Origin of the sequence: Peteryoungia aggregata LMG 23059 (assembly GCF_030814435.1) — a bacterium.
GTDB lineage: Bacteria > Pseudomonadota > Alphaproteobacteria > Rhizobiales > Rhizobiaceae > Allorhizobium > Allorhizobium aggregatum.
Genome location: NZ_JAUSUW010000008.1, coordinates 110,451 through 127,581 on the forward strand (window position 1 = coordinate 110,451; position 17,131 = coordinate 127,581).

Below are 17,131 nucleotides of genomic sequence, written 5' to 3' on the forward strand. Positions count from 1 at the left end.
CGTGGCCCCGAAGTGACGAAGCCTGGCTCAGGCGGGTTTTGACGAGGGTCAAATTTCCCGCATTCTCAGGGCCAAGAAGGGCCGAAATCCAATTTTTTACCGTTTGATAAAAGTTTCAAGCTGAGTTACCTTTCCCTGCATCGCTTCGAATATAAAAGAGGGAACTGCGATGCGAAGACTCGAACCGGGCCTCAAGGCCGGGCGGCTTGACGCTGCCGATTATGCGAAGAATTTCTCCGATCTCCATCCCCGCCTCGGCGATCACGAGGCGCTTGTAGCCTCAGACAGATGCTACTTCTGTCATGACGCGCCGTGCATGACAGCCTGTCCCACCGCCATCGATATCCCGATGTTCATCCGGCAGATATCGACTGGCAATCCGCTCGGCGCCGCCAAGACCATCTTCGACCAGAACATCCTCGGCGGCATGTGCGCCCGCGTCTGTCCCACCGAAACGCTCTGCGAGGAGGCCTGTGTGCGCAACACGGCCGAAGAGCGCCCCGTCGAAATCGGGCGACTGCAACGTTTTGCGACCGACATCGCAATCGAGGAAGGTCGCCAGTTCTATAGCCCTGCCGCATCCACCGGCAGGACGGTCGGCATCATTGGCGCAGGTCCAGCCGGCCTCGCGGCCGCCCATCGCCTTGCCCTACATGGCCACCAGGTGACCATCTACGAAGCCCGCGAAAAGGCCGGGGGCCTCAACGAATACGGCATCGCCGCCTACAAGACGCCCAACGACTTCGCCCAGAAGGAAGTCGATTACATCCTCTCGCTCGGCAATATCGACGTGCTCGACGGCCAGGAAATGGGCATCGACTTCACGTTGGCCGATCTCCAGGCCAAACACGACGCCGTCTTCATCGGCGCCGGCCTCGGCAACGTCAACGGCCTCAACATCCCCGGCGCCGGGATCAACGGCGTGCTCGATGCAGTCGAATTCATCGCCCATCTCCGCCAGGCAGACAGCAAGGCCGACGTGCCGGTGGGCCGTGACGTCGTCGTCATCGGCGGTGGCATGACGGCAGTGGATGCGGCGGTTCAAGCCAAGCTGCTCGGGGCTGAAAACGTCACGATGTGCTACCGCCGCGGCAAGGAACACATGAACGCTTCGGAGTTCGAGCAGGATCTCGCGGCCTCGAAGGGTGTTCATATCCGCCACTGGCTCCAGCCGAAGGAGGTCGCGCACCATGGCGGCCACTGTTCGTCGATCACGTTCGAATACACCCACCTGGAAAACGGGCTGATGAAGGGCACCGGTCACACGACCGAGATCAAGGCTGACCAGATCCTGGTCGCGATCGGCCAGAAGCTCGACGCCCAGGGTCTGGACGGCTTGAAGATCGAATGTGGCAAAATCGCCATCGACGAAGAAGGCCGCACCTCGATCCCCGGTGTCTGGGCCGGCGGTGACTGCGCCTTCGGAGGCCAGGACCTGACGGTCTCAGCCGTCGCCATGGGCCGCGATGCGGCCGAAAGCATCAACCGCTCTCTCGCCGTTGCCACGGCGGGCGTGACCGCAGTCGCATGACGCACCCGCTTCGAGAGGATTTGAACAATGGCTGATCTTCGCAATAACTTCGTCGGCATCAAGTCGCCCAACCCCTTCTGGCTGGCCTCGGCCCCGCCGACCGACAAGGCCTACAACGTCGAGCGCGCCTTCAAGGCGGGCTGGGGCGGCGTCGTGTGGAAAACGCTGGGCTCGGAAGGCCCGCCGGTCGTCAACGTCAACGGTCCGCGTTACGGCGCCATCTGGGGCGCAGACCGCCGGCTGCTCGGCTTGAACAACATCGAGCTGATCACCGACCGTCCGCTGCAGGTGAACCTGCAGGAGATGAAGCAGGTCAAGATGAACTGGCCAGACCGGGCCCTCGTCGCCTCGATCATGGTGCCTTGCGTCGAGGAAGAGTGGAAGGCGATCCTGCCGCTGGTCGAGGAGACCGGCGCTGACGGCATCGAGCTCAACTTCGGCTGTCCGCACGGCATGTCCGAGCGCGGCATGGGCGCTGCCGTCGGCCAGGTGCCAGAGTATATCGAGATGGTCGTGCGCTGGTGCAAGCAATACACCCGCATGCCCGTCATCACCAAGCTGACGCCGAATATCGCCGACATCCGCAAGCCCGCCCGCGCGGCCAAAGCCGGTGGCACCGATGCCGTCTCGCTGATCAACACGATCAACTCGATTGTCTCGGTCGATCTCGACAGCTTCGCCCCTTCGCCCACCGTCGGCGGCAAGGGTACGCATGGCGGCTATTGCGGCCCGGCGGTGAAGCCGATCGCGCTCAATATGGTGGCCGAGATCGCCCGCGATCCGGAAACATACGGCCTGCCGATTTCAGGTATCGGCGGTGTCACCACCTGGCGCGATGCTGCCGAGTTCCTGGCGCTCGGCGCCGGCAATGTGCAGGTTTGCACGGCGGCCATGACCTATGGCTTCAAGATCGTCCAGGAAATGATCTCGGGCCTCAACGACTGGATGGATGCCAAGGGTCACAGGAGCCTCGACGACATCTGTGGCCGCGCGGTGCCCAATGTCACCGACTGGCAGTATCTGAACCTCAACTACATCGCCAAGGCCCATATCGACCAGGATGCCTGCATCAAATGCGGTCGCTGCCACATCGCCTGCGAGGACACGTCCCACCAGGCGATCACCAGCATCGTTGACGGCGTGCGCAAGTTCGAGGTGATGGAAGACGAATGCGTCGGATGCAATCTCTGCGTCAACGTCTGTCCCGTCGAGAACTGCATCACGATGGTCGAACTGCCGACCGGTGCCCTCGACCAGCGCACGGGCCGCCCGGTTGACCCGAACTACGCGAACTGGACGACCCATCCGAACAATCCGATGGCCGTTCAGGCCGCTGAATAGTTGCGTTCGAAGCAAATCCGGCCCGATTGCGGGCCGGATAACATCAAGGCGAAGGAAAAGCTCAATATCTCGCCAAAGCATTCAGAAATTCTTCAAGGCTGTGCTCCACCATTGCGGGTAATTGTACTGGCCGCCCACTCGACGGGCGGGCACAGCCCGCAGGCAAGGGGATCATGGCGACGAACAGGAAGAACGCGGATGGTGCATCGCACCTCCGGCTGCGCCTGCAGATTCTGGTGCCGAGCGCGATCGTCCTGATCGGCGTCGCGTTCTCCGCTTTCTATGCCGATTACCAGCAGCAGCGATTGAGCCGTCAGGCAGCCCAGAACGCCGTCGAGGAGAGCCTCGGCATGATCCGTACCAAGCTCGAAGCCAACATAAACGCCAATATCCGCCTCCTTCAGGGCCTGGTGGCGGTAATCGGGACAGAACCCTATGTGACACAGGAGCGCTTCGCGGCCCTGTCGGAAAACCTGATGGCCAACCCCTCGCAGATCCGCGACATTGTTGCCGCACCGAACCTTATCACGACATTCGTCTACCCTTACGCCCGCAACAGGGAATTTATCGGTCAGTGGGTCCTGCCGCCTCCGGCTGGAGAGCAGACGGCACATCTGCTGCGTGAACAAGGCATGACGATCATCAGTGGTCCCCTTCCCTTGAAGAACGGCAGCATGGGGCTCATCATCACGCTGCCGGTGCAGATCCAGAATGATTTTGGAATACGGGCATTCTGGGGGGGCCTTGCAGGGATTGTCGATCTCCCTCGCCTCTATGACGACAGCGGGCTGCGCGCACCGGACCTCACGATCTCGGCCGCAATCACGGACGACAGCGTGACCACAGGACGTCCGATGGTCATCTACGGCGACGGCCACATACTGGCCAATGACCCGGTCACCATGACAATCGATCTCGGCAACAAGCGATGGACCGTCGCGGCCATCCCGAAAGGCGGCTGGGACGCGGCCAGCAGGCCGAACACGCTCGTCCGCCTACTGATCACGGCTCTCTCTGGGCTGATCGCTGGAACGGTGGTCTGGGTCGCCCTTTTGATGCGGGAGCGTCACAAGAATTACGCGGCACTGCGTCAGCGGGAAGAAGAACTGCGCGCCATGTCACACCGACTCGGCGCAGCACTCGAATCGTCAAAGATCGGCGTCTGGGAGATGGACGTCAAAAGCGGCGAACTGATTTGGGACGAGCGAATCTACCAGCTCTATGGCCTGTCACCGGACACCTGCATGACCCGGGGGCTGTGGCAATCCATGGTGCACCCGGAGGATGTCGACCTCATCGAAAATGGCATGACCCGGGCGATTGCCGAAGAAGGCACCTATAGCGGCCAGTTTCGCGTGACGCGGCCTGATGGGGCCGTTGTGCATTTCCGCACCGTTGGCAACGCTTTCCGCAACAGCCAAGGGGACGTGAAGCTCCTGGGGGTGAACTGGGATGTCAGCGCTGACACAAAGCTTCAGGAAGATCTGCGCGAGGCCCATCGCCAGACGGCCCAACGCAACGGCGAGCTCGAGGCCGCGCGCCGCCACATGGAGCACAACGCCCTGCACGATGCGCTGACAGGGCTTCCCAACCGTCGCTACCTCGATGAGCGGCTGGCCGAGCTCAACGACGACCATAAGACATGTCGCCAGCTGACAGTGCTGCACATCGACCTGGACCGGTTCAAGGAAATCAACGACACCATGGGCCACGGCGCGGGCGATGCCATCCTGCGCCACGTCGCCCAGGAATTGCGCGCCAAAGCCGCGCCCACCGATTTCGTTGCCCGCATCGGCGGTGACGAGTTCGTCATCGTCTGCACGGGCAAAGAAGCGGTAGAGGACCACGAACTGCTGGGCTCGACATTGATCGCGGCGATCAACCGGCCGATTGCCTATAGCGGCCATGAATGCCGTGTCGGAGCCTCGATTGGCATCGCGGACAATACCGAAGCAAGGCTCTCCTCCGAGCAGTTGCTGATCAACGCAGACATCGCTCTCTACGAGGCGAAACGCCGAGGCCGCAACAGGGTCGAGCGCTTCAACGACCACCTGCGCTCCCGCACGATCAACATCAAGAATACGGCCGACGCAATTCTGCGCTCCCTCGGCGACCAGGACTTCGTAGCCTGGTACCAGCCGCAATTCGACGCACGCACGCTGGAGATCAACGGCGTCGAAGCGCTGGCCCGCTGGCGCCACCCGCAAAAGGGTATGCTGGCGCCTGACGCATTCCTGGAGATCGCCGAAAACCTCAATGTGGTGGCCCAGATCGATGCAAGCATCCTGGACCAGGCCCTTCATCAACTGTCACGCTGGCAGGCCGAGGGACTCGGCATAGAGCATGTCTCCGTCAACATATCGGCCCAGCGCCTGTTCGAGGACAAGTTGCTGGATCATCTGGAACAGCTGTCCTTCCCCCCCGGAAGCCTCTCCTTCGAATTGCTGGAATCGATATCCTTCGACGACAAGGCTGACGCGGTTGCCGAGAGCCTGGAGCGCATCCGCGCCCACGGCATCGCCATCGAGATCGATGATTTCGGCACCGGTTATGCCTCCATCCTGTCGCTCATCAAGCTCTCTCCGAGCCGCCTGAAGATCGACCGGCAGCTGACCGCACCGATCGTGACCAACCCAACGCAGCGTCGCTTGATCGGTTCGATCGTCGACATCGGCCGGTCCTTTGGCATCGGCATCGTGGCCGAAGGTGTCGAGACCATGGAACATGCCGCAATCCTGCGCGATCTCGGTTGCCAGACCTTGCAGGGCTACGCACTCGCTCGCCCAATGAACCCAGATGCGTTCATCGACTTTGCCAGGGCCCATGCCCTCAGGCGTGAAGACCTGTGGCAGCGCAGCGCCTGAGGCAGGCTGGCCGGCTCAGCCGAGAAGGTTGAGGCTTTGGCCAGCGGCAAAGGCTCCGTAGGCGAGACCGGCGAAGTAGACCAGCGTCAGCAGCACCATGAGATGTCCCACAGCCACCACGACACCATCCCGTTGCGAAATGCCTGTCGACAGCAGAAGAATGGCAACGCCCGGCAAGGTGTTCGAGAACGGGATGAAGCTGAGCGGCATCATCAAGAGCACGCCGGCGGCCGTCAGCACCAGGCCGTTGAACCGATTGACCACCGCGCCGGCGGTGAGCCCCGGAAGGCGCGGACGCACGTAGCGGTCGAATTTACGCAGGATTTTCAGGCCGCGTTCCAGCACCGGCACGAGCCGCGCCCGCTCGAGCTTCCGGTCAGCCACCTTTTCCGGCAGCCAGGGGAGGCGATTGAAGGTGATGGCGATGCCGATCAGCACGATCCCCGCCCCGAAGACGGTCGACACACCGGGAATGGAAACGGGAACGAGAAATGGCAGAGAGAGGAGACCACACAGCAGCAACAGGCCGCTTTCGCCCATCCTTTCGAGAATCTGCCGCAAGGTGACATGTTCGTCGTACATCGAATCGATCACATCCTGCAGCACGGCACTCGTGCTCTTGTCGGTATCGCTGAAGCCGATCGTCGTTGTCATCAGGGCCGCTTTCGATTAACTGCCGGAAGGATGTCGCTGGGCGAAGCAATGTTACACATAGCCCCGAGTCGCAGATGAATGAGAAAGCCGGTCCGGTCAAGTCACGCCCGCACGGCGAGGCCAGCCTTGAGCCGCGAGACACGCCATGACAGATCGAGCCAAAGCCTCTCCCGCCCCCGCCAACCGGCATACCGTCCATGCCAAGGGCCGCGAAAAGCTTATGGCCCATGCCGCAATGCTGCTCTTCGCCGCCCTGATCGCCGGTTCCTTCTCCTTTGGCGGGATGGCGGCACGCCACCTGGACGCCGGGCCGCTAACGCTCTGGCGCTACCTGATGACCGTCGTCGTCATGGGCCTGCTCACCTTCGGCATCCTTAGGGTACCCTTCCGGGCGCCCCAGCGCATCTGGCGGTTCGCTCTGCTCGGCGGCCTGATCGCCGTCTACATGCTGACGATGTTTGCGGCCCTCGAATTCACCAGCCCGGTACAGACCGGTGCGGTCTTCACCCTGATGCCGCTGATCAGCGCTGGCTTTGCCCTGGTCTTCATCGGACAGAAGACCCGCCCCGACGTGTTGCTGGCACTGGTGATCGCCGCCCTGGGCGCGATCTGGGTTATCTTCAGGGCCGATATTGGCGCCATCCTCTCCTTCGACGTCGGTCGCGGAGAACTGATCTATTTCGTCGGCGTGATCTGCCACGGTGCCTATGTGCCGCTGATCCGCAAGTTCAACCAGGGCGAAAATCCGGTTGCCTTCGGCTTCTGGGTCGTCGTCTTCACGGTACCCTGGCTCTTGCCGACGGGCGCCGTACCGCTGGCAACCACGGATTTTGTCGCCCTGCCGGCGACTGTCTGGGCGACGATCGCCTATCTTTCGATCGTCACCACGGCGCTCACCTTCATGCTGCTGCAATATGCCTCGATGCGCCTGCCCGCACCCAAGGTGCTCGGCTACGGCTATCTGACGCCAACCTTCATCATTCTGCTGGAAGGCCTGCTTGGCCATGGCTGGGCGAGCCCAGCCGTTTTCGTCGGGGCGCTGGTAACCGCAGCCGGGCTGCTGGTCATGGGCCTGCTGCGAGACTGAGCGCTGGCTTCAGGATGAGGCCATTGACGAAGAGGCCTTCGAGAAAGGTTGCAGCCGCCTCGAACCGGTCTTCCTCTTCACGTTGAGACCCCAGAACCGAGCGAACCTGAACGTCGAAATCGGCATAGTGCTGCGTGGTAGACCAGATCGAGAAGATCATGTGGTGCGGATCGCAGGCGCGGATTTTGCCCGAGCTGATCCACGCCCGGATCACCTCTGCCTTCTCGTCCACGAGTTCCTTGAGCGGCCCTTCGAGCACCGTCGCGATATGCGGCGCCCCCTGCAGGATCTCGTTGGCGAAGAGCCGGCTTTCGCGAGGGAAATCCCGCGCCATCTCCAGTTTGCGCCTGATATAGGAGCGGATCTCTTCTTCCGGGTCGCCTTCCGCATCGAAGGCCTGCAATGGCTCGAGCCAGTTCTCCAGGACCCTGTCGATGAGCGCACGATGCATCGCTTCCTTGGTCCGGAAATAGTAGAGCAGATTGGGCTTGGACATGCCTGCGACCTCGGCGATCTGGTCGATCGTCGAGCCATGGAATCCCCGCTGCGAGAAGACCTCCAGCGCCGCCTCCAGGATGAGCTCCTCCTTCTCCCCCTGAATTCGCGTCCGCCTCTGGGTTTGCGCCGCTCTCGGTATCGCCATCTTAGAGTTGTTCCCCGCCTAAGATACTGAAGTCACTCAAGAATATCCGCGCTCAAATTCTGTGCATCTGCACGGTTTTTTGTCGCAGATTTTTGCTGATTCCGTCTTGAGTGCCGTGATGGAAGTTGTAATGTTTTACCAGTCGGTCAAATTATTGGACAGATGTCAAATAAAGGCAACTGCCGATACGACAGCGGAAAAAACAACACAAGCCGCTGCTGCTGACCCCGGGAACATGGGAATCGGGCGGAAGATCCGGTTCTTTAAAACAGGTGAGGATCTGCAATGACGGCGCAACCCGGCAAAAACCTTCGCGTGAACGGCGATCGGCTGTGGGACATGCTCATGGACATGGCGAAGATTGGCCCCGGCGTGGCTGGCGGCAACAATCGCCAGACCCTGACCGACGAGGATGCCGAAGGCCGCCGCCTCTTCCAGCGCTGGTGCGAGGATGCGGGCCTCACCATGGGCGTCGACACCATGGGCAACATGTTCATGACCCGCGCCGGCACCGACCCGGACGCCCTGCCCGTCTATATCGGCTCCCATCTCGACACCCAGCCGACCGGCGGCAAATATGACGGCGTGCTCGGCGTGCTCGCCGGCCTTGAGGTTGTCAGGTCGATGAACGATCTCAACATCAAGACCAGGCACCCAATCGTCGTCACCAACTGGACCAACGAGGAAGGCGCCCGCTTTGCGCCTGCCATGCTCGCCTCCGGCGTATTTGCCGGCATGCTGACCCAGGATTACGCCTATGCCCGCAAGGACATGGAGTGCAAGACATTCGGTGACGAGCTGAAGCGCATCGGCTGGGTCGGCGACGAAACGGTCGGCGCCCGAAAGATGCACGCCTATTTCGAATATCATATCGAACAGGGCCCGATCCTCGAAGCCGAGGACAAGCAGATCGGCGTCGTCACCCACTGTCAGGGCCTCTGGTGGCTTGAATTCACGCTGACCGGCCGCGAAGCCCATACCGGCTCCACCCCGATGAACCTGCGCGTCAATGCCGGCCTCGCCATGGCCCGGATCATGGAAATGGTGCAAGGAGTCGCGATGAGCGAACAGCCGGGTGCCGTGGGCGGCGTCGGCCAGGTGAAATTCTCGCCCAATTCCCGCAACGTACTGCCCGGCGCAGTCGTCTTCACCGTCGACATCCGCACGCCCGAACAGGCAAAGCTCGACCGCATGCGCGCAACGATCGAGGCCAAGGCCGCCGAAATCTGTGCAGCGCTCGGCGTCGGCTGCGCGGTGGAAGCCGTCGGCCATTTCGATCCGGTGACCTTCGACCCGACACTCGTCGCCTCCGTCCGCAAGGCCGCCGAAGACCTCGGTTATTCCCACATGAACATCATCTCCGGCGCCGGCCACGACGCCTGCTGGGCCGCCAAGGTCGCGCCCTCAACCATGATCATGTGCCCCTGCGTCGGCGGATTGAGCCATAACGAGGCGGAGGAGATTTCCAAGGAATGGGCGTCGGCCGGCTGCGACGTGCTGCTCAGGGCGGTGCTGGAGACGGCGGAGATTGTCGGGTAGGATTGAGACTTGCGAGCGGTCCTAAACGGGAGCGAACCATGGGACGACCGAGGGAATTGTCACCGGAAGAGCGCGCTGACCTGGTTAGGCGTGGTTATCGACCGATCGAGATATGGGTTCCTGATCTCGGCAACGAAACCATGCGGGCCCAACTCGACGAAGAGGCGCGGCGGATAGCAGAAGGTGACGAACTGGACGACGTGACGGATTGGATCCATGCCGTCGGTCCGACCGACTGGGACAAACCGTGACACTCGCGCGAGGAGATATCGTGATTGCAGTCTTTCCGGGCGAATTGGGTAAGCCAAGACCGGCCGTTGTGCTTCAACGGGATGAGCTTGTCGGATTGTTCAGCACGATCCTTGCCTGCCCGATGACAACGCATCTGATCGACGCTCCGACGCTTCGTCCGATCATCGTCCCCAATCCAGACAACGGCCTGCAGGAAGTCTCTCAAATCATGGTGGAGAAGCTTTCGCCCTTAAGAACGGATGTGATCCGGCAGCGGATTGGTCGACTGTCAAACGACGAGCTGAAGCGTCTCGAAACAGCTCTGATCCACATAACAGGCCTCGATCTGGCCAGCGGCCCAAGAAACGAAGTCGAACACGGAGGGAAACAGCAGTCATGACCACCACAGTCATCAAAGGCGGCACCATCGTCACCGCCGATCTGACCTACAAAGCCGACGTCAAGATCGAGGGCGGCGTGATCGTCGAGATCGGGCCAAACCTCTCCGGCGACACAGTGCTGGATGCAGCGGGCTGTTACGTCATGCCTGGTGGTATCGATCCGCATGTGCATCTCGAAATGCCCTTCATGGGCACCTACTCCGCCGACGACTTTGAAAGCGGCACCCGAGCAGGGCTATCAGGCGGCACGACCATGGTTGTCGATTTCTGCCTGCCCGGCCCCGATCAGTCGCTGCTCGAAGCCCTGCAAATGTGGGACAACAAGACTTCCCGCGCCACGGCGGACTATTCCTTCCACATGGCGATCACCGGCTGGAACGAACGCGTCTTCGACGAGATGAAGACCGTTGTGCAGGACAGGGGCATCAACACCTTCAAGCACTTCATGGCCTACAAGGGCGCGCTGATGGTGAACGACGATGAGATGTTCGCCTCCTTCCAGCGCTGCGCCGAACTCGGCGCGCTGCCGATGGTGCATGCCGAAAACGGCGACGTCGTCGCTTCGATGACGGCCAAGCTGCTCGCCGAAGGCAATAACGGCCCGGAAGCCCATGCCTATTCCCGTCCGCCGGAAGTCGAGGGCGAAGCGACCAACCGCGCGATCATGCTGGCCGATATGGCCGGTGTTCCGCTCTATGTCGTGCACACCTCCTGCGAACAGGCCCATGAAGCCATCCGCCGCGCCCGTCAGAAGGGCATGCGCGTCTATGGCGAACCGCTGATCCAGCACCTGACGCTCGACGAAACCGAATATTTCAACAAGGACTGGGACCATGCCGCCCGCCGCGTCATGTCGCCCCCGTTCCGCAACAAGCAGCACCAGGACAGTCTCTGGGCCGGCCTGCAGTCGGGCTCGCTCTCGGTCGTTGCCACCGACCACTGTGCCTTCACCAGCGAGCAGAAGCGCTTCGGCGTCGGCAACTTCGCCAAGATCCCGAACGGCACCGGCGGGCTTGAGGACCGTATGCCGATGCTCTGGACTTATGGTGTCGCGACAGGCCGCCTGACGATGAACGAGTTCGTCGCCGTCACCTCGACCAATATCGCCAAGATCCTCAACATCTACCCGAAGAAGGGTGCCGTCCTCGTCGGCGCCGATGCCGACCTCGTGGTCTGGGATCCCAAGCGCTCCAAGACCATCTCCGCCAAGACCCAGCAATCCTCGATCGACTACAATGTCTTCGAAGGCAAGGAAGTGACCGGCCTGCCGCGCTACACGCTGACCCGCGGATACGTGGCGATCGAAGAAAGCGCGGTGAAGACCCGCGAGGGCCACGGCAAGTTCGTCAAGCGCGAGCCCTACCCCGCCGTTTCCAAGGCGCTGTCGACCTGGAAAGACCTGGTCGCTCCGCGCAAGGTGGAACGATCAGGCATTCCGGCGACGGGGGTGTGAGCAGGTCGATGGCTTTGGCGCGCGGCGTTACCCCCCTCTGTCACTTCGTGACATCTCCCCCACAAGGGGGGAGATCAGTCGCCGTGTGCTGGGGCCACACCTCCCCCTTGAGGGGGGAGGTCGCCGCAAAGCGGCGGGTGGGGGTGAACCGGACGACGATTTCGACCTCAAGGGTTTACGCAGACGCTTTACACATCACCCCACCCCGGAGCTCCGCTCCGACCCTCCCCCTCAAGGGGAGGGTGAGGCTTCGGCGCCTGCCCCAACCGCTCTCCCCCCTTGTGGGGGAGATGCCCGGCAGGGCAGAGGGGGGTAACCCGTATGCCGACATTCGCGGCGAGGCATCAAACCTCGACCAGCCCATCCAGTTCCGGCAGCAGCACAACGCTCTCCTGCTCGTTCGGGTCGGTACGCGCGATGATCGCCGTGCAGGGCGTGTTCGACAGGTTCGCCGGCAGATGCGGCACGCCGGCCGGAATGTAGAACAGCTCGCCCGCGTGAACCACCACATGGTTCTCCAGCCGGTCGCCGTACCAGGTATGTGCCTGACCGGAGAGCATGTAGATCGCGGTTTCATGGCTCTCGTGCAGATGCGCCTTGGCCCGCGCGCCGGGCGGCATGGTCAGCACATGCATGCAGATGCCCTTGGCACCGACCGTTTCGGCGGCGATCCCTTCGAAATAGCTCAGCCCCTGCTTGCCCTCATAGGTGTGGCCGGGCTTCACGATCCGGCAGGTGGGCTTTGCTGATGCGTCCATTGTCCCGTCCTCTTCTTCCCGGCGGCAGGCCCGCCTCTCCCGGACCGCTGCTCCCGAGCGGCCGCATGTTCAAAGAATGCAAGAGGCAGGCTGCCTTTGCAACAAACCCGATTGGTCCCAGCGCATGAATGCACCCTACTCGGTCGTCTCGGCCAAAAACCTGAGCCTCACCTTCGAGACCAATGACGGGCCTGTCCACGCCCTGTCCAACGTCAATCTGGAGGTGAAGAAGGGCGACTTCGTTTCCTTCATCGGCCCCTCCGGCTGCGGCAAGACAACCTTCCTGCGCGTTATCGCAGACCTTGAGAAACACACGGGCGGCGAGATCACCGTCAACGGCATGACACCGGAGAATGCCCGCAAGGCACGCTCCTATGGCTATGTCTTCCAGGCGGCTGCCCTCTATCCCTGGCGCACGATCGAGAACAACATCGCGCTCCCGCTCGAGATCATGGGCTACAGTGCGGCGGAAAAGAAGAAGCGCATCGAACAGACGCTGGAACTGGTCAACCTCTCGGGCTTTGCCAAGAAATATCCCTGGCAGCTGTCAGGCGGCATGCAACAGCGCGCCTCGATTGCCCGCGCCCTCGCCTTCGACGCCGACCTTCTGCTGATGGACGAACCCTTCGGAGCCCTCGACGAAATCGTCCGCGACCACCTGAATTCCGAACTCCTGAAACTCTGGGACCGCACCAACAAGACGATCTGCTTCGTCACCCACTCGATCCCGGAAGCCGTCTACCTCTCCACCAAGATCGTCGTCATGAGCCCGCGTCCGGGCCGCGTGACCGACATCATCGAGTCGACGCTGCCGAAGGAACGCCCGCTCGACATCCGCGAGACGCCGGAGTTCCTGGAGATCGCGCACCGGGTGCGCGAGGGTCTGAAGGCGGGGCATTCTTATGAGGAATAGTGTGGTGCTTGTGGGAAAGATGCCCCTCACCCTGACCCTCACCCCGCAGGCGGGGAGAGGGGACGGCAAGCGCGATGCCGCACGTCCCTTCTCCCCGTTGCAACGGGGAGAAGGTGCCGGTAGGCGGATGAGGGGCAAGGTGATCAGCGTCATGGACAGCGGCCACGCGCTCCCCACCTCCCCCTTGAGGGGGGAGCTCGACGCGAAGCGGCGGGTGGGGGTGATCCGGGCGACGAGTTCAATGTTATTGGGACACGCAGGCGTCCAGCACATCACCCCACCCCGGAGCTTCGCTCCGACCCTCCCCCTCAAGGGGAGGGTGTCGACCGCTGCGGAAGGACGGATCACCCCATGAATCCCACCTTCCTCCTCTGGCTCGGTGCCGCAATGGCGACCTTCCTCGGTGCCGCAACCGTCTCCAGGGCCTATGTCGACAACGGCAAGCTCTGGGTGCTCTTGGCCTCGCTCGCCCTCTACTGTGTCGGCAATCTGATGATGGTGAAGCTGATGCGTGAGGGGGGCTTGGGTCTGGCCATCTCCGCCTCGGCAATCGCCCAGCTGGTCCTCGTCAATGTCATTGCCTTCTTCCTCTTCGGCGAACGCCTGAGCGCCGTTCAAACGGCGGGCGTGGCACTCGGCGTCGTGTCCATGGCCCTCATGCTCTATCCCGCGAAAGGAGGTGCCTGATGATATCAGCCCCTTCCCCCTTCCGTGACCGCATCCTGCCGGTCCTGACCGTCATCCTGGCGATCCTCGTGATCTGGCATATCTTCGTCGTCTATCTGAACGCGCCCTTCGTCCGCGATCAGGCCGCGCGCGCCAATGAAGAGATCACCTTCGCCCAGGTCGTCGAGCGGACCTTCGCGCAGGAACGCCCGATCCTGCCGGCGCCGCACCAGATCGTCGCAGAACTTTGGGACACGACGATCAACAAGGCCGTCACCTCCAAGCGCAGCCTTGTCTACCATGCCTGGATCACGCTTTCGGCGACGCTCGCCGGCTTTGCCATGGGCACCGTGCTCGGCATCGCGCTCGCCATCGCCATCGTCCATAACCGGGCCATGGACAAGTCGCTGATGCCCTGGGTCATCGCCTCCCAGACGATCCCGATCCTTGCCATCGCGCCGATGATCATCGTCGTGCTGAATTCGATCGGCGTCTCAGGTCTGATGCCCAAGGCGCTGATTTCCACCTATCTTTCCTTCTTCCCCATCGTCGTCGGCATGGTGAAGGGGCTTCGCAGCCCTGACATGCTGCTGCTCGACCTGATGCACACCTATAATGCCAGCCCCTCCCAGACCTTCTGGAAACTGCGCTGGCCGGCGTCCATGCCCTATCTCTTCACCTCGCTGAAGGTTGCCATCGCCATCTCGCTGGTCGGCGCCATCGTCGGTGAGCTGCCGACAGGGGCCGTCGCCGGTCTCGGCGCCCGTCTGTTGTCCGGCTCCTACTATGGCCAGACCATCCAGATCTGGGCCGCCCTCTTCATGGCGGCGGGCTTGGCAGCCCTCCTCGTTTCAATCGTCGGCATGGCCCATACAAGAGTTCTCGCACGCATGGGGGTCAAGCCATGAACGGTTACCTCGTCTTCGCCTTTGTCTTCTGGCTCGGTGCCTGGGGTCTGAACCAGTGGCTGGTGGCTCAGCGTCCGAAGGATCCATCCACCCGCCGTGCGATCGGCCTCGCCGTCCCCCTGATCTTCGGGATCACACTGCTCGTGATCTGGGAATGCATGGTGCGCGGCTTCGAGATCCCCTCGATCCTGCTGCCGGCCCCTTCAATGATCTGGGCCCGCATCCTCACCTCCACCCATATCCTCTGGGCGGATTTCCAGCAGACCTTCCTGAAATCGGTGATCACCGGTTACATCGCCGGCTGCGGCCTCGGCTTCATCGTCGCGATCCTGATCGACCGCTCGCCCTTCCTGCAAAAGGGACTGCTGCCGATCGGTAACTTCGTCTCGGCCCTTCCCGTGGTCGGCATCGCCCCGATCATGGTCATGTGGTTCGGCTTCGACTGGCAGTCCAAGGTCGCGGTCGTCGTCATCATGACCTTCTTCCCGATGCTGGTGAACACCGTGCAGGGCCTGGCCGCCGCCAGCCACATGGAACGCGACCTGATGCACACCTATGCCGCCTCCTGGTGGCAGACGCTGGTGCGCTTGCGGCTTCCCGCCGCCTGGCCTTTCATCTTCAATGCGCTGAAGATCAATTCCACCCTCGCGCTGATCGGTGCGATCGTGGCAGAGTTCTTCGGCACCCCGATTGTCGGCATGGGCTTCCGTATCTCGACTGAGGTCGGACGCTCGAATGTCGACATGGTCTGGGCCGAGATTGCGGTTGCCGCACTCGCCGGCTCGGTCTTCTACGGCTTGGTGGCACTGGCAGAACGCCGGGTCACCTTCTGGCATCCGTCCGTCCGTGGTGGACGGGCGTGAACTGAACCAAAAACAAAAGAGGGAACTGAAATGACAATCAAACTCGCATCCCTGCTGCTGGCTGCCGCGGTCTCGCTGACCGCCATGCAGGCTGCTGCCGCCGACAAGGTCACCCTCCAGCTGAAATGGGTAACCCAGGCCCAGTTCGCCGGCTACTACGTCGCGAAAGACAAGGGCTTCTACGAAGAAGAAGGCCTCGACGTCGAAATCAAGCCAGGCGGCCCTGACATTGCTCCCCCGCAGGTTCTGGCCGGTGGCGGCGCTGATGTCATCGTCGACTGGATGCCGTCGGCACTGGCAACCCGCGAAAAGGGCGTTCCGCTTGTCAACATCGCCCAGCCCTTCAAGTCTTCGGGCATGATGCTGACCTGCCTCAAGGAAACCGGCATCACCAAGCCTGAGGACTTCAAGGGCAAGACCCTCGGCGTCTGGTTCTTCGGCAATGAATATCCCTTCCTGTCCTGGATGAGCACGCTCGGCATCAAGACCGACGGTTCGGAAGGCGGCGTCACCGTCCTGAAGCAGGGCTTCAACGTCGACCCGCTGCTCCAGAAGCAGGCCGCCTGCATCTCAACCATGACCTATAACGAATACTGGCAGGTCATCGATGCCGGCATCAAGGCGGAAGACCTGGTGACCTTCAAGTATGAAGACGAAGGTGTGGCCACCCTCGAAGACGGTCTCTACGTGCTCGAAGACAAGCTCGCCGATCCGGCCTTCAAGGAAAAGATGGTCAAGTTCGTCCGCGCTTCGATGAAGGGCTGGAAATATGCCGAAGCCAATGCGGATGAAGCAGCCGGCATCGTCCTTGAAAACGACGCCTCCGGTGCGCAGACCGAAGCCCATCAGAAGCGCATGATGAGCGAAGTCGCCAAGCTGACCGCCGGTTCCAACGGCGCCCTCGACAAGGCCGACTACGACCGTACCGTGAAGACCCTGATGGGCGGCGGTTCGGACCCTGTGATCACCAAGGAACCGACCGGCGCCTTCACCACCGAGATCACCGACGCGGCCCTCAAGTAGAACCAGGCGGACCATGAAGCAAGACAGGCACGGAGAGAAATCTCCGTGCTTTTTTGTAGGTTTTACATACATCTAGATGGATCAGCTCTGGCAATTCGGCAACACCAAAGTTCTATGTTGAACTATTCCTGATCTGGGCCACGATTCACGGTGCTGCCCTCTTGCAAGGCCAATTTCGATCCCCCACCTGTTCCCTAGATCTTTGGGATGCCCGCATCACGCGCTTGTGATAGCATAACGAAGTGAGCGTCTGCGG

Annotated in this window: 16 protein-coding genes; 13 read left to right on the top strand and 3 right to left on the bottom strand. The window is 61.8% G+C overall.

What is annotated here, in order from left to right; genetic code table 11:
• Positions 1-169 precede the first annotated feature (169 nt).
• From J2045_RS14915 to J2045_RS14925, 3 genes are all read left to right on the top strand, one after another.
• Complete coding sequence (locus J2045_RS14915) at positions 170-1,531, top strand: NAD(P)-dependent oxidoreductase (RefSeq protein WP_307374118.1); 1,362 nt, start codon at positions 170-172, stop codon at positions 1,529-1,531.
• 27 nt (positions 1,532-1,558) lie between these two features.
• Positions 1,559-2,872 carry an NAD-dependent dihydropyrimidine dehydrogenase subunit PreA gene (gene preA, locus J2045_RS14920; protein ID WP_307374122.1) on the top strand — a complete coding sequence of 438 codons (1,314 nt, stop codon included), beginning with the start codon at positions 1,559-1,561 and terminating at the stop codon, positions 2,870-2,872.
• A gap of 173 nt (positions 2,873-3,045) precedes the next feature.
• Positions 3,046-5,736 carry a bifunctional diguanylate cyclase/phosphodiesterase gene (locus tag J2045_RS14925; RefSeq protein WP_307374123.1) on the top strand — a complete coding sequence of 897 codons (2,691 nt, stop codon included), beginning with the start codon at positions 3,046-3,048 and terminating at the stop codon, positions 5,734-5,736.
• Positions 5,737-5,751: 15 nt separating this feature from the next.
• On the opposite strand, the gene J2045_RS14930 is transcribed toward J2045_RS14925, so the two are convergent.
• Positions 5,752-6,390: an exopolysaccharide biosynthesis protein gene (locus J2045_RS14930; protein ID WP_307374125.1), complete on the bottom strand. Its 639-nt coding sequence runs from the start codon at positions 6,388-6,390 to the stop codon at positions 5,752-5,754.
• Positions 6,391-6,535: 145 nt separating this feature from the next.
• On the opposite strand from J2045_RS14930, the gene J2045_RS14935 reads away from it, so the two are divergent.
• On the top strand, positions 6,536-7,477 hold the full coding sequence (locus tag J2045_RS14935; RefSeq protein WP_307374127.1) for a DMT family transporter: 942 nt from the start codon (positions 6,536-6,538) through the stop codon (positions 7,475-7,477).
• Here the strand turns inward: J2045_RS14935 and J2045_RS14940 are convergent.
• Positions 7,455-8,120 carry a TetR family transcriptional regulator C-terminal domain-containing protein gene (locus J2045_RS14940; RefSeq protein ID WP_307374129.1) on the bottom strand — a complete coding sequence of 222 codons (666 nt, stop codon included), beginning with the start codon at positions 8,118-8,120 and terminating at the stop codon, positions 7,455-7,457. The two genes, J2045_RS14935 and J2045_RS14940, sit on opposite strands and share 23 nt — an antisense overlap.
• A 285-nt stretch (positions 8,121-8,405) precedes the next feature.
• Here J2045_RS14940 and J2045_RS14945 point away from each other — a divergent pair, with 285 nt between their 5' ends.
• The 4 genes from J2045_RS14945 to hydA are packed head-to-tail and all read left to right on the top strand — an operon-like array spanning position 8,406 to position 11,744.
• Entirely contained in the window at positions 8,406-9,659 is a 1,254-nt protein-coding gene (locus J2045_RS14945) for a Zn-dependent hydrolase (RefSeq protein ID WP_307374132.1), read from the top strand.
• Between the two features lie 38 nt (positions 9,660-9,697).
• Positions 9,698-9,910 (top strand): antitoxin MazE-like protein, encoded by a 213-nt coding sequence (locus J2045_RS14950; protein WP_166603362.1) that lies wholly within the window; start codon positions 9,698-9,700, stop codon positions 9,908-9,910.
• 20 nt (positions 9,911-9,930) lie between these two features.
• Positions 9,931-10,290 (top strand): type II toxin-antitoxin system PemK/MazF family toxin, encoded by a 360-nt coding sequence (locus tag J2045_RS14955; protein ID WP_166603361.1) that lies wholly within the window; start codon positions 9,931-9,933, stop codon positions 10,288-10,290.
• Positions 10,287-11,744: a dihydropyrimidinase gene (gene hydA, locus J2045_RS14960; RefSeq protein WP_307374138.1), complete on the top strand. Its 1,458-nt coding sequence runs from the start codon at positions 10,287-10,289 to the stop codon at positions 11,742-11,744. Before J2045_RS14955 ends, hydA begins: the two co-directional genes overlap by 4 nt.
• 344 nt (positions 11,745-12,088) lie before the next feature.
• Here the strand turns inward: hydA and J2045_RS14965 are convergent, their stop codons facing one another.
• Positions 12,089-12,502, bottom strand: a complete 414-nt coding sequence (locus tag J2045_RS14965; protein WP_307374140.1) for a cupin domain-containing protein — start codon at positions 12,500-12,502, stop codon at positions 12,089-12,091.
• 124 nt (positions 12,503-12,626) lie between these two features.
• Here J2045_RS14965 and J2045_RS14970 point away from each other — a divergent pair, with 124 nt between their 5' ends.
• The 5 genes from J2045_RS14970 (at position 12,627) to J2045_RS14990 (ending at position 16,875) form a co-directional block, all read left to right on the top strand.
• Positions 12,627-13,415 carry an ABC transporter ATP-binding protein gene (locus tag J2045_RS14970; RefSeq protein ID WP_307374143.1) on the top strand — a complete coding sequence of 263 codons (789 nt, stop codon included), beginning with the start codon at positions 12,627-12,629 and terminating at the stop codon, positions 13,413-13,415.
• A gap of 351 nt (positions 13,416-13,766) precedes the next feature.
• Complete coding sequence (locus J2045_RS14975; protein ID WP_307374145.1) at positions 13,767-14,102, top strand: hypothetical protein; 336 nt, start codon at positions 13,767-13,769, stop codon at positions 14,100-14,102.
• Positions 14,102-14,989, top strand: coding sequence for an ABC transporter permease (locus J2045_RS14980; RefSeq protein ID WP_307374148.1), 888 nt, complete (start codon positions 14,102-14,104; stop codon positions 14,987-14,989). The genes J2045_RS14975 and J2045_RS14980 overlap by 1 nt, the downstream gene beginning before the upstream one ends.
• Positions 14,986-15,852: an ABC transporter permease gene (locus J2045_RS14985; protein ID WP_307374150.1), complete on the top strand. Its 867-nt coding sequence runs from the start codon at positions 14,986-14,988 to the stop codon at positions 15,850-15,852. The genes J2045_RS14980 and J2045_RS14985 overlap by 4 nt, the downstream gene beginning before the upstream one ends.
• 30 nt (positions 15,853-15,882) lie before the next feature.
• Complete coding sequence (locus tag J2045_RS14990; protein WP_307374153.1) at positions 15,883-16,875, top strand: ABC transporter substrate-binding protein; 993 nt, start codon at positions 15,883-15,885, stop codon at positions 16,873-16,875.
• Positions 16,876-17,131: the final 256 nt, after the last annotated feature.

What these genes read in the sequence shown, in the direction of transcription:
- J2045_RS14975 (WP_307374145.1), top strand. Translation starts at nt 13,767, where the DNA reads ATGAATCCCACCTTCCTCCTCTGGCTCGGTGCCGCAATGGCGACCTTC.
- J2045_RS14980 (WP_307374148.1), top strand. Translation starts at nt 14,102, where the DNA reads ATGATATCAGCCCCTTCCCCCTTCCGTGACCGCATCCTGCCGGTCCTG.
- J2045_RS14950 (WP_166603362.1), top strand. Translation starts at nt 9,698, where the DNA reads ATGGGACGACCGAGGGAATTGTCACCGGAAGAGCGCGCTGACCTGGTT.
- hydA (WP_307374138.1), top strand. Translation starts at nt 10,287, where the DNA reads ATGACCACCACAGTCATCAAAGGCGGCACCATCGTCACCGCCGATCTG.
- J2045_RS14965 (WP_307374140.1), bottom strand. Translation starts at nt 12,502, where the DNA reads ATGGACGCATCAGCAAAGCCCACCTGCCGGATCGTGAAGCCCGGCCAC.
- J2045_RS14925 (WP_307374123.1), top strand. Translation starts at nt 3,046, where the DNA reads ATGGCGACGAACAGGAAGAACGCGGATGGTGCATCGCACCTCCGGCTG.
- J2045_RS14940 (WP_307374129.1), bottom strand. Translation starts at nt 8,120, where the DNA reads ATGGCGATACCGAGAGCGGCGCAAACCCAGAGGCGGACGCGAATTCAG.
- J2045_RS14985 (WP_307374150.1), top strand. Translation starts at nt 14,986, where the DNA reads ATGAACGGTTACCTCGTCTTCGCCTTTGTCTTCTGGCTCGGTGCCTGG.
- J2045_RS14930 (WP_307374125.1), bottom strand. Translation starts at nt 6,390, where the DNA reads ATGACAACGACGATCGGCTTCAGCGATACCGACAAGAGCACGAGTGCC.
- J2045_RS14915 (WP_307374118.1), top strand. Translation starts at nt 170, where the DNA reads ATGCGAAGACTCGAACCGGGCCTCAAGGCCGGGCGGCTTGACGCTGCC.
- J2045_RS14945 (WP_307374132.1), top strand. Translation starts at nt 8,406, where the DNA reads ATGACGGCGCAACCCGGCAAAAACCTTCGCGTGAACGGCGATCGGCTG.
- J2045_RS14935 (WP_307374127.1), top strand. Translation starts at nt 6,536, where the DNA reads ATGACAGATCGAGCCAAAGCCTCTCCCGCCCCCGCCAACCGGCATACC.
- J2045_RS14970 (WP_307374143.1), top strand. Translation starts at nt 12,627, where the DNA reads ATGAATGCACCCTACTCGGTCGTCTCGGCCAAAAACCTGAGCCTCACC.
- preA (WP_307374122.1), top strand. Translation starts at nt 1,559, where the DNA reads ATGGCTGATCTTCGCAATAACTTCGTCGGCATCAAGTCGCCCAACCCC.
- J2045_RS14990 (WP_307374153.1), top strand. Translation starts at nt 15,883, where the DNA reads ATGACAATCAAACTCGCATCCCTGCTGCTGGCTGCCGCGGTCTCGCTG.